Genomic DNA, 11,809 nt, shown 5'->3' with positions numbered 1-11,809 from the left:
GTGCGCCGGAGGAATGATCGCAATGGGTGGTTCGATGTCCAATGGGGAAAATGCGTCACGCGAGCTGGTTTCTGACCGTGAGGTGCAATTTCGACTGCCCATACTGCTGGGAGCGTTTGTACAAAGACCTCTACAAGGGCGTGGAGTTCCCGTCGCCGCAAGAGTGTGCGGCTGCATGGAATAGGATCCCCGGGGAACTACTCATAGACATAAGCGGGGGAGAACCCTTTCTCTACAGAGGCCTGTTCGAGTTCTTCGCCCTCCTTGACTCCGACAAGAAGATAGCCATAAGCACGAACGCATCCGGCGATATCGCCAAGTTCATCCAAGTTGTGCCGCCGGAACGCTGCGTGAGCATCACCCTATCCTATCACCCATCAAACCAGAACAACATGCATGATTTCGTCGGCAAGGCCCTATGTCTCAAGAACAGGGGTTACCCAGTCGTCGTGAACTTCGTCATGTATCCTGAGCAGATGTGGCTTTTCCCGAAGCTGGAGAAGATCTTTGGTTACTTCGGCGTTCCCGTTCACGCAGACCCATACGGACAGAACCCCCGCAATCCCGCTTTCACGTACAACGAAGCGGAGCTGGAATTCCTGCGGCGGTACGTCCCTGACGATCGCCGGTACATCTTGGAGCGGCGCGCCGGCCGCTTCTTGTGCGACGCGGGCGACAGGCACTTCGTAGTGATGCCTGACGGTGAGGCGTACGAGTGCCTTACAAGAAGGTTGTATGGCATGCCCAGCTTCGGCAACATCTTCGATCCCAACTTCGGACTCGCGACGTCACGGGTCGCCTGCGAGGTCGTGGCCTGCGCTACCTGTGACTACGATCACACCTCGAGGGTGGCCGAGGCGTAGGCGGTGAATTCTCATGAGACACGCTGTGTGGTACGTCACGTGGAAATGTAACTTTGCGTGCCCCTATTGCTTTGGGGTGGCGCCCCCTAGGATGATGCTGGACCGGCCCTCCGCGGCCGAGGCGAGCGCCGAGCAGTGGGCGCGCGCATGGAACAGGATTCCGGGCGATCTAGTGATCGATATCACCGGCGGGGAGCCCGGGCTGTTCTCTTCCCTGATCGAGGTGATTGAGAGGCTCGAGTCAGACAAACGTTGCGCCATCACGACGAACGGTACCCTCGACGCGCGGATGCTCTCTGACCGCGTCCAGCCATCCAAGTGCGTCCTCGTGACGATGTCCTATCATCCCTCTGCCGGAAGGAATTTCGAGCGGTTTCTCAACAACGCTCTGCTCTTGAGGCACAGAGGGTTCAAGGTGTCAGTGAACTACGTGGCCCATCCCGGCCAGATGTGGCTCATACCCACTCTCGCTGCGGCGTTTCAGGAGCGAGGCATCCCGTTCCACGTGGATCCGTTCTGGCAAGGGCCCCAGCCCTTCTATACGTACGCGGAGGCGGAAAACGTGTTTCTCTCAGCACACGTCGCCCCTGACCGAACGAGTGTCTACGAGAAGGCTTCCGGCCGGTACATGTGCACCGCAGGCAGCGGGTACTTCGTGGTCATACCAAACGGCGAAGCGTACACGTGTCTCTCCAAGGGGCGGGAGCTGGAAAACTTCTTGGGCAACATCTTCGACGAGAAGTTCGCCCTGCTTGACCGGCCTATCTTCTGCGAGACCAAGGTCTGCCTGAACTGCGACTTGGATCACACGGTCCGCCACCCGGCTTGAAGTAGTCACGACTTGAAGTAGTCATGTAGGACCCTGAGAAGGCCTCTACGTGGGGAGGTCTGCGACGATGAGAATATGCATCTTGCACCCGACTCTGAACCAGAAGGGCGGAGCCGAGAACGTAGTGATCTGGCTCGCGCGGGAGCTCGCGAGAAGAGGTCATCAAGTGTCCGTATACACTGCAGGATACTCGCGGGACCTCTGGGGAAGCCCTCCCGAGGAGTTTGATATCGTGGACATGGAGATCGACGGTATCTACGACGTCGATGTATGGCAAAGCGTGGGGGACCTCCTTGCCCCCGAGTTGGAAGACTATGACCTCGTGAACCCGCACAACTACCCGTCATACATCTGGGCAGCTGCGGCCAAGTCCCGGTTGGGAGAGAAGTGCCCGCCGGTGGTGTGGTACTGCGAGGAACCCCCAAGGCACATCCACTGGGCGGTAACTGACGTGCACGGCATCGGGAGGTACCCGACGGTCGCTCCGGATCCTCGGGTTGAGGAGATGGAAAGGAAGGCCGTCGCCGGCATGGATCTCATCCTCGCCAACAGCGCGTTCACGGCCAGGAACGTGTCGCTGGTCTACGGCCGAGAGGCTGTCGCGTGTCCGCCCGGGGTGCCGCTCCCCAGGAAGAAACGGCCGCCCATGAACGCCGAAAGCGCAAGAAGCGCGATAAGAGTGGTGTCCCGCCTAACGCCAGAGAAGAACCTCGGGGCCGCCATTCGGGCGATGAGAGTGCTTGCGGATCGGAATTTGGCTCCCTCTGATACCCCACTTCAGGTAGTCGGCACCGGGCACATGGAGGGAGCATTGCGCCAACTGGTCTCGGAATTGCGATTGGACAACGTTGAGTTCCTGGGCTACCTCACTGACGACGAGCTTGGCTCCTTCTACGACGGTGCGAGAATCGTCTTGTACGTCCCGATAGATGAACCACTCGGCCTGGTTCCACTCGAGGCGATGGCCCATGGGGTGCCGGTGGTGGGATCAAATCACGGCGGAGTAGCTGAGACCGTGATACACGGTATGACGGGCTATCTCGTCGATCCTTGCGTACCGGAGGAGATTGCGGAACAGCTTGGCAGACTCCTCGGAAACGAGGCTGACGCGAGGGACTTCGGGGAGGCCGGAAGGCGCAGAATCGAAAAGGAATACACGATCGAACGTTTTGCGACCAGGTTCATGGAGGAGATCGAAACGCGGCTGTTCGACGAGGATGGGTGCAGGACCCATGGCAGGTGCGGGAGCTGCGAAGGTGGCTGGTGTCATGCCTTGTGGTTGCCTGAGGAGCGCGCCGGAAAGGCGCCCTTCTCCGCGGAGGAATGGGCCGACGCGTGGTCGCGCCTTCGCGGTGACTGGATCGTAGATGTGCTCGGCCATAGCCCGCTCGCGGAGCCCGGACTCGTGCGCGCGCTTCAGCTTCTCGATCCTCGGAAGAAGATCGCTCTCACCACGGATGCGTCATCCGAAGTCATAGAGTTCGTCCAGTCAATTGCGACCCACCGTTGTGAATGCGTCACCCTGCGCTATGATCCGGCTACTCCAGTCAATCTGCATAGGCTTCTCGGAAAAGCCCTGTTGCTTCAGAAGCGTGGCTTTCCGGTGGTCGTCAACCTGGTCGCGGACCTCACGGTGCTTTGGGTGCTCGACGACATAACGCGCGTTGTCAGCGATCATGGCGTGAGAGCACACATCGATCCCTGGGATTTCGACGCCAAGGGCCCTCCCAAAGACGCGAGAGCTGACGAAGTTGAACTCATGAGACGCGTCGTGTCCCAGGATAGGCAATCCGCGTTCGAGGACGGACCGACCTCCTGCACGTGCACCGCAGGCAGCCGGCATCTCGTGGTCACCGGAGAGGGGCTGGTTTACGCCTGCCTGACCAGAATGCGAAACGGCGATCCACCCATCGGAAACTTGTTCGACCCAGGGTTCGAACCTCTCGAAGACGTCATTTCATGCAACGAGAAGCGCTGCTGTCTGGGTGACTTGGACCACACAAGGAAGGACTCGAAGGGGTGACTCGCGTGGACCTCAGCACGATTCGAGGTGACGAGCAACGAGTGAAGGCGATACAGAGGAAGTACGTCGACTTCTTTGCCCCGTCCCACGTGCGCATCCTCGACCTTGGGTGCGGAAGAGGGGAGTTCCTGGAGATCCTTCAGGAACACGGCAAACAGGGTTTCGGTCTCGACATCGACCCACGCGCCGTCGAACACTGCGCCGCGAAGGGGCTTACTCAGGTAGTGAACGATGACGGCTTTGTCCACCTTCCAAAGCACAGGGCGTGCTATGATGGGGTGTTCATGTCTCACGTCATTGAGCACTATGCTCCAGACGATGCCGAGGCGCTCGTGTCGCTGTGTCACGCAGCCCTCGTTCCCGGGGGGCGGATAGTGATAGTCACTCCAAACCCGGTGAATCTCTTCGTGATAACCGAGAACTTCTGGAAGGACCTATCACACGTCCGCCCGTACCCCGTTGACGCGCTGAAGCTGCTCCTCACGAACTGCGGCTTTGTCGTCGTCCAGGCGGGGTGGGATACAGACACGGTGAGCGGGATCCCTGAAGAAGCGAAGACTCCCGCCTGGCACGAGGTCGGCCGCATTCTTGGACACTTCTTCTACTGTGAGGACGCTTATGCCGTCGGAGAAAAACCAATGGACGAGTGACGCAGGCTACTTGACATCCTTGACGTCGACGCCTCCCATGAGCGTCCATGCGTCGATGACGATCTTCCTCGAGATGCCTTCAGGGCTGGACCGACTGTACGCGCGGGATGCTATTATGCCGCCGCCCTCCTCGTCGATGAAATGCACCCCGCCCAGTAGCGCGGTTCCCCGACACTCCACAGCAAGGTCTGTGGGGACCTTGATAACTATGCCCCCCATGATCGCAGTGAGATTCAGTCTGGTCGAGCCTTCTGGGATGCGGGCCTTGGTGAGGTCGAGCTCGATCCCGCCCATGATGGCTACGTAGTTGCCGTCCTTGAGGTCCCACCCGGGTGCTTTGCGGTCGATTCCGCTCATGAACGCCCAATGAGTGCCGCCCGCGCCCGAAGTTCCGCGTATCAGGCTCCATCCGACCAAGATGAGGATGATCGGCCACAGGACTCTCCAGATGATCGAGAGGTCCACATCGTACAGGCCAAGGTTGCGACCGATGAGGACGATCCCAAGAAGGAGCAGGAGGAGACCGAAGACACCCGAGGTGCTCAATAGACCCTGCGATCGGCCCTCGCGACCGGGCGAAGGAGAGAATGCCGAGGAGATCGCGTCCAAGCCCCAGACTATGAGCAAGGCGGGCCAGTACGTCCCTATGATCTGACCGATGTCCGCTTCGACAAGACCCAAGTTTCTGAGGAGCCACACAGCGCCCAGCGCGATTACGAGAAGACCCAGGAGGATGGAGTGGACTCGAACGTGCCTCACTGTCATCAACCCCTTACTCTAGTCGGCATTTCGTTCGGTGAATGCGGGTGAACGCGGGTGAACGCGCCTGAGCCCGGAGGAGGCTCCCGCCACCAGTCGCCGTCGCCACCTCGCTTCTGCCGCACCATCATCATACCACATTGTTCCGATAGTTGTAGCTTTTTCGCACGCGAGACACTCGGGGGCGCGGTCACTATAGCTGCGGTCTTTCATGGATCCATGGATCGCATGAGGGAGCTCCCTGCCGTGATTGTGACGCGGATTATGATCCCCGCCGCGAGGACCTGATCGGGCCAACGTCCTCATTCAGGCATGTCAACGCGGGGGAAGTCCTCGCCTTGTTCTTCTGCCAACAAGACGCTGAGCGGGACTATGTCCAGTCCTTTCTGCCTAAGACCCTCTATAATCAAAGGCAGCGCCTTTACAGTGGCAGAGCGGTCGCCGCCTTCATTCCGAACGAGAGCGCCACTGTCGTGAAAGAGGATTATGTCTCCTCCTCTGGCCGCGCCGACCACCCTCCTCACAATCACCTGGTGCGTGGTGGCGTATCGCCAGTCACGGCTGGACACGGTCCAAAGGACGATTCTCTGACCGAGCGCGTGGGCGAGCCTCCGAAACCGTGCATCGTATATGCCGCGTGGTGGCCGAATGTAGTCCGGGTACCGGCCCGCGATCGTCGCGATCACCCTCGTTGCCCGAATGACTTCCTCATAGAGCAGTCGGTTGGACGCAGTGGGGATGTTTATGTGCCGGTAGGTATGGTTGCCGATCTCGTGTCCCTCGCTGACTATCCTCTCCGCGACGTCCGGATACTTCTCAACATGAACTCCAACGAGGAAGAAAGCGGCAGGCACTTCGTATTCCTTGAGGATATCCAAGATCAGCGGGGTGAATTCGCGGCTTGGGCCATCGTCGAAGGTGATGGCAACCTTGTTCGTGTTCCGGTTTCCTGCTCGGAATATGTCGGGCTGGTAGTCGAACCCGTAGTATACATAGAAATGCAGTATAGCCGCCAATGCGAACACGGTACATAGTACACTGACGATGGCGAGAAAGGCGCGGGAGGCACGAGAACGAGGTTCCCGCCGCAAGAAACAAAGGAAACCCTTTCGACTCAGGCGGCGAAAGAAGACGTAGCCAAGGCCGCCGCTCAGTAACAACGAGAGAAGACGAATGTATTGAGTAAGGTCCGGCAAGCTGCTCCTCCCCCAGGTACCCAGCACCTTTTCAATTGTAGCATTTTGAATCGCCGATCAGAAGCCCGAATGAGTGATCAGAAGCCTGAACGGGCGAGGAGGGAGAGATGACTGAATTGACGACCGTTCGCAAGTTCAGCTGATTCCTGGGTCAGCTCAGGAATCATGCGGGGTGGGGCCGGGATCGGAGCTTGCTCCGGGGGGGTTCGAGCCGTCCGCCTCCAGTATCTGTACAATCCTATCCACCAGGCTTGGATCGAACTGGGTGCCCGCGCAGCGTTCCAGTTCACGCACGGCCTGCTCATGGGTCAGCGCCCGTCGGTACGGGCGGTCGCTCGTCATGGCATCGTAGGCGTCCACGATAGACAGGATCCGGCACTCGAGGGGGATCTCCTCGCCTCTCAACCCGAGAGGGTACCCTTGGCCATTCCACCATTCATGGTGCTTGAGAATCCAGTCTGATATCGGGACGAGGTCGGAAACTGACTGGGCGATGCGAAGGCCGATCTTGCAGTGAAGTCTCATCTCTTCAGTCTCCTCGGGCGTAAGCGAACCCGGCTTCGCCAGGATGCGGTCGGGAACGCCTACCTTGCCTATGTTGTGAAACTTCGCGAGCATGCGCAGATCGGCTACGTTGTCTTCCGACAGGCCGATGGCTTTGGCAACCCGCGCCACCAGATTCTCCAGCCTGTCCAAGCGACCTTCCGTGACGAAATCCCTGGCCTCTATCGCCTTCATGAGGGTTTGAACGATGACGCTGCGAGTGGTTCGGCTTCGGTGCAGCTTCTCGCGGTACATCATGTCGTCCGCCTCTTTGAACAGGCTGGCCATGCTCTTGGAGGCGTCATCGTCATTGCGAGCGGCGAAGCCCATGGAGGCGCTGAGAGGCAGCTCCGCATGTGCTGCGTTGTAAAGCTCGATCGCGTCGCGCAACCTGCGGCAAACGCTCTCGGTTGCGGTTCTGTCGGTGTCCGGGAGCAACATGGCGAACTCGTCGCCGCCGATCCTGGCTACGGTCCCTTCCCCGGGCAGCGCCTCTCTGAACACGCGGGAGGCCGCAAGGAGGAGTTGGTCGCCCGCGTCGTGTCCAAAGGTATCGTTGACCAGTTTGAGGCCGTCCACGTCACAGAGGATGATCCCGATGGGGGCGTGGCTTTGTCCCTCCAGACGGCGCATCTCCTCTTCGAAGTGAGTGCGGTTCCGGAGGCCCGTAAGGGAGTCTGTGACGCTAAGATGGCGATAGCGTTCCTCGCTCGCTCGCAGTTGGTCCTGATACGTTTGGAGCGCCCCGAGCATCCGGTTTATCTCCTGGGACAGGTCGGATATCTCGTCATGCCCCGTCGCTGGCACCCTCGCGGAGAGGTCTCCGGTGGCGCCTATGGCATTCACGCCCTTGCTCAGAACACTAAGCCTTGATAGCACCATCTTCTCCAGGGATGCGATGGTCACAATGCCGAACACTCCGCCGGCAGCCATGAGCCACGCAAGGAAATACAGGACGCTCGCGCGGCCGCGGTTGTAGATGTCCCTGGGCACTTGGACTTTGAGGAGGAGACACGGGTTCCCCGTGAGATCCTCGAGCACCTGGGAGCCTTCGACAAGGTCTGTCCCCAATACCCGTACGTGGACAGAGTCTGGATCAAGTCCAGATGCAAGCTCCCGCTTCAGGTCCGGCCCGGCTTCCGGGCTGCCTAACCTCTCGATGGAGACCGGCAAATGGACCGACTCCGTGAGTTGCCGGACCACGGCAGAATCGAGGTAGCGTCCCATGATGAGCGTTCCTCGGACCGGACCCTTTCCTTCACTCGTCAGGATGGGACTGGCCGCGACGAGCATGGGGCCCTCCGGCAGGAGCAGTATGCCCGATACGCTTTCTGAAGGTGACGTCGCGACGCCCTTACCGGCGCGCCCATGCGTCGCGAGTCTGTCGACTTGCTCCCGCAAGCCTTCTGGGACCGGAATCGCCTCGTTCCTACTGAGGTCGAATCCCTTCCCAAAGACAGTCTCACCAGACGCGTCCATGTAGAGCATGACGCTCAGCCCAAGGTTGGAAAAGGTGAGGTCTCCCAGGTTGGACTCGATGTACGCTAGGTTCTTGTCCTCGATGAATCTGCAAGTGTCGTCCCAAAGGGCCCAATCTTCGACGAGGTTACCGAGGGACGAGAGGCGGTCGCTCAAGGTACTGAGGGCATGTCCGACGTTCCTGCGCACCTCGCGCTCCTCTAGCCTCGCGAATCCGCCAAGGAGAATGATTCGGGAAGTGACGTACAACACCACTATCAGACACAGGATAGTGGGACCAAGTATGCTCAAGACCTTGTTGCGCAGCCTCATGGCGTTGCTGCCTCCAAGGGCTCCACCGACTGTTCGGGTCCGCGAGCATGCCCGGCGAAAAGACCGCCCGAGCGCAGGTGGGCTTTTCGACCCCCGTCGGCCGCAAATCGGCTGCTGCATCGCATCTCGCGGGCGGACAGGAAGAACGGGAGCGTACTGCGTTAGCTAGCCTTCCATCTGTACCTACACTATCCAGTATAGCATCACAATGGATGATCTGCATCGGCGTCGAGCCATCTCGCCGCATTGTGTCTGATCTTGTCATGGTGCGCTCAGGTGTGTCCTATTATGATGCCCCATAGCGCCTCCTGTCGAAAGCACCTCCTGTCGAAGAACCTTGAACGCGGGACTGGGCCCGGCCGAGGGCGCGCGCCGCGCGCCGCGGCCGCGCTCGACGAGTGAGGCGACCGTCAGAGCGTCAGAGCGTCAGCTGGGACTCGCGTGCTTGCGCGCGTGAGCGCGTGAGCGTGCTGGTGTCTGTGTACATGATATGCCTCCGTACGCACGTTCCCGCATTCCCGCGCGCACACGTGCCCTCATGAGCGCGTAGGTCGGGTGCCTGTGTACCTTGTGGCCGCCGCGTCGCTCGCTGTGCCAGAACCGCTCGACGCGTTGGTGTCGCCTGCTGCGCCGGCGTCGATTGCTGTGTCAGCATCGCTTGCAGTGCCAGCATTGCGTGCTGCAGCGGCGTCGCTCGGGGCGCTGGCATCGCGCCGGGCTGTCGGCTTTGCGCTGCAGCCGCCGATGCGCCTGGCTAGCATCACAGCGTGCAGGACGGCGGCTGGGTCCAGGCCCGCGAACCCCGGGATGACATAGTCTGCGTAGCGAAGGATCTCGGGGTCGCCCACTCCCACCGCGTACATTCCGACTCTATGGGCCGCCTCTATACCCGCCGCTGCGTCCTCGAACACTACGCATCGGCGAGCGTCCACGCCGAGCCGCTCCATGGCGATCTGGAACGCCTCCGGGTCTGGCTTGGCTTTCGAGGCAGTGTTGCCATCGACCACCGCGTCGAAGAGCGCGGTGATTTGCAGCCTCTCAAGGATCAGGGGAGCGTTCTTGCTCGCCGACGCAAGACCGGTCTTCACTCCCATCGCTCTCAGGCCGTCAATGAATCCAGGCACTCCCGGCAGGATCTCTGATGGCGAAAGCTGGCTGATATACTGGACGTACCATCGGTTCTTCTTATCGGCCAGCTCTGCCTTTCTCTCGTCGTCGATCCGGAGTCCTGCGAGTTCGAGGATTATCTCCAATGACCTCATCCGGCTGACGCCCTTCAGCCTCTCGTTGTCTGCGGGCGTCAAATCGAACCCCAGCTCGTTCGCGAGACGCTTCCATGCCATGTAATGGTACTTAGCTGTGTCGACTATTACGCCGTCGAGATCGAATATCGCGGCCTCAATTGGCTCAATTGGTGAAATGACTGACGGCGGCGAAGGCCCTGACAGCGAAGGCCATGACGATGGCGCCATTGCCACAACTGATACCCTCCTTTGATACCCTCCTTGATGTGTAGTGGCCGGATACGGGTCTAGCCGTTGCCTTGCGAAGACGTGTACGAACTTGACACGCCGACAGCAACGGGGCCGTCGACGGCCATGCCTGGAGCGCTCGCGGCTGTATATTCGCGTCGCGCGACAAGTGTTCCTGCACGTCGATGACGAATGCCGACGCCACGCCTACGAACGCAATTCACACGGCGGTCGAGCCGGGGCCCGGCGTCTCAAGGACATTGACCTCCGCGGTCCTATCGCCGCGCCACTTAGGGAAGTGCGTGCTTCCCGGGCACAAGCGCTTTGTGGAGCTGGCGTACGAACACGGGCAAGTGTTGGCTGCATTCCTGCGGCAATCTCAAGGGGATCATGGGCGTGCTCATTGGCGACGTCAAGATCGACGACCTGCACTCGTTCCAAGAAGAGATCATCCCCGTGACCTAGTTCATGTGCGCGCACGAGGATCGAGTAGCCGCTCTCGGCCGAGTCCACGTGGACAAACTGTGCCGGCTCGGCGAGGACGAGCTATGAGCGTACGTCAGGGGAATCAACGAAGGTTGCATGCCCCGCCGGTATGCTCTCGGCTCAGGGCACTCCGTGGCTAACCACGTGCCGGTCAAGAACTACCTCTTTGAGTCAGCGTTCGGGTCCAATCATGAAGTAGGCAGGCTCTGGCTGTTCGCCTCAACAATGCCGATCCTACTCTTCGGTGCACGGCCCCACTGCGGAAGGTGACTCTAGTGCGATCTCCCCAAGTAGCACCCATGGTTGGATTCAATCCACGCCCCCGCGCGAGGGGCGACAGACTGCGGCATCGCCGCGATTGCGCCCAAATCTGTTTCAATCCACGCCCCCGCGCGGGAGGCGACCGGACGCTGATCTTGTCCTTCTCTTCGTTTCGACGTTTCAACCCACGCCTCCGCGCGGGAGGCGACGAGGCGCTGGTCCGGGCATACTGGACCAGCATAGAGCGTTTCAACCCACGCCTCCGCGCGGGAGGCGACGCTCGTGGCGGTCTTGATGGTCTCCGTCGCGATGTTTCAACCCACGCCTCCGCGCGGGAGGCGACGACGTCGGAGTCCTCTGTCCGTGTCATCACAACAGTTTCAACCCACGCCTCCGCGCGGGAGGCGACGTGAGAGCATCAACGTTCGCAAGGTACGACCAAGAGTTTCAACCCACGCCTCCGCGCGGGAGGCGACGCGCCCCGCGAGCTCCAGGAGCTGATGCGGGGCTGTTTCAACCCACGCCTCCGCGCGGGAGGCGACTACGCAGCTGTGGGGAGGCGGTTGCAGCGGCTATGGTTTCAACCCACGCCTCCGCGCGGGAGGCGACTTGGGCGGAACCTGGCAAAGGACGTCGCCAACTTGTTTCAACCCACGCCTCCGCGCGGGAGGCGACGCAGGCGGTCGTGGTGGAGTGCGGGGCGTACGTGGCGTTTCAACCCACGCCTCCGCGCGGGAGGCGACTTGGCGCACCTGCGGGCGCTTTTCGAGGGTCTAGGGTTTCAACCCACGCCTCCGCGCGGGAGGCGACGAGCGTCGAGCCCGCAGTAATCGGAGTCCACGAGTTTCAACCCACGCCTCCGCGCGGGAGGCGACGCTGTTCCTTCGCGTTCTCCTCCATGAGGAGGATGTTTCAACCCACGCCTCCGCGCGGGAG

At 60.6% G+C, this 11,809-nt stretch carries 8 protein-coding genes, 1 pseudogene and 1 CRISPR repeat array; of the genes and pseudogenes, 5 read left to right on the top strand and 4 right to left on the bottom strand.

Annotation, left to right across the window (positions count from 1 at the left end; all coding sequences use genetic code 11):
• Positions 1-41: 41 nt before the first annotated feature.
• From NUW12_11940 to NUW12_11925, 4 genes are all read left to right on the top strand, one after another.
• The gene (locus NUW12_11940) at positions 42-863 is read left to right on the top strand and encodes a hypothetical protein (GenBank protein MCR4403458.1); all 822 of its coding nucleotides are present in this window, start codon (positions 42-44) and stop codon (positions 861-863) included.
• Between the two features lie 13 nt (positions 864-876).
• Positions 877-1,692 carry a radical SAM protein gene (locus NUW12_11935; protein MCR4403457.1) on the top strand — a complete coding sequence of 272 codons (816 nt, stop codon included), beginning with the start codon at positions 877-879 and terminating at the stop codon, positions 1,690-1,692.
• A 67-nt stretch (positions 1,693-1,759) separates the two neighbouring features.
• Positions 1,760-3,715: a glycosyltransferase gene (locus NUW12_11930; GenBank protein ID MCR4403456.1), complete on the top strand. Its 1,956-nt coding sequence runs from the start codon at positions 1,760-1,762 to the stop codon at positions 3,713-3,715.
• Entirely contained in the window at positions 3,712-4,365 is a 654-nt protein-coding gene (locus NUW12_11925; protein ID MCR4403455.1) for a class I SAM-dependent methyltransferase, read from the top strand. Before NUW12_11930 ends, NUW12_11925 begins: the two co-directional genes overlap by 4 nt.
• A gap of 6 nt (positions 4,366-4,371) precedes the next feature.
• On the opposite strand, the gene NUW12_11920 is transcribed toward NUW12_11925, so the two are convergent.
• The 4 genes and pseudogenes from NUW12_11920 to pgmB all read right to left on the bottom strand — a co-directional run bounded on the left by NUW12_11920 (position 4,372) and on the right by pgmB (position 10,066).
• A complete protein-coding gene (locus NUW12_11920; GenBank protein ID MCR4403454.1) occupies positions 4,372-5,124 on the bottom strand; it encodes a cell wall-active antibiotics response protein in 753 nt (250 codons plus the stop codon).
• 302 nt (positions 5,125-5,426) lie between these two features.
• Positions 5,427-6,320: a polysaccharide deacetylase family protein gene (locus tag NUW12_11915; GenBank protein ID MCR4403453.1), complete on the bottom strand. Its 894-nt coding sequence runs from the start codon at positions 6,318-6,320 to the stop codon at positions 5,427-5,429.
• Positions 6,321-6,476: 156 nt separating this feature from the next.
• The gene (locus NUW12_11910; protein ID MCR4403452.1) at positions 6,477-8,654 is read right to left on the bottom strand and encodes a diguanylate cyclase; all 2,178 of its coding nucleotides are present in this window, start codon (positions 8,652-8,654) and stop codon (positions 6,477-6,479) included.
• A gap of 803 nt (positions 8,655-9,457) precedes the next feature.
• Positions 9,458-10,066: pseudogene (gene pgmB / locus NUW12_11905) on the bottom strand (beta-phosphoglucomutase).
• A gap of 384 nt (positions 10,067-10,450) precedes the next feature.
• Between pgmB and NUW12_11900 the strand changes: the two are divergent.
• The gene (locus tag NUW12_11900) at positions 10,451-10,591 is read left to right on the top strand and encodes a hypothetical protein (GenBank protein ID MCR4403451.1); all 141 of its coding nucleotides are present in this window, start codon (positions 10,451-10,453) and stop codon (positions 10,589-10,591) included.
• Positions 10,592-10,918: 327 nt separating this feature from the next.
• Positions 10,919-11,809: direct repeats of the CRISPR family, unit length 27 nt; unit sequence GTTTCAACCCACGCCTCCGCGCGGGAG.

The sequence above is a fragment of the Bacillota bacterium genome, assembly GCA_024653485.1.
In the GTDB taxonomy this organism is placed as follows: Bacteria; Bacillota; SHA-98; order UBA4971; family UBA4971; genus UBA6256.
Note: the sequence above shows the minus strand (reverse complement) of the source record. Positions and strands in the feature narration are given on the sequence as shown.

What these genes read in the sequence shown, in the direction of transcription:
- NUW12_11940 (MCR4403458.1), top strand. Translation starts at nt 42, where the DNA reads ATGGGGAAAATGCGTCACGCGAGCTGGTTTCTGACCGTGAGGTGCAAT.
- NUW12_11935 (MCR4403457.1), top strand. Translation starts at nt 877, where the DNA reads ATGAGACACGCTGTGTGGTACGTCACGTGGAAATGTAACTTTGCGTGC.
- NUW12_11930 (MCR4403456.1), top strand. Translation starts at nt 1,760, where the DNA reads ATGAGAATATGCATCTTGCACCCGACTCTGAACCAGAAGGGCGGAGCC.
- NUW12_11910 (MCR4403452.1), bottom strand. Translation starts at nt 8,654, where the DNA reads ATGAGGCTGCGCAACAAGGTCTTGAGCATACTTGGTCCCACTATCCTG.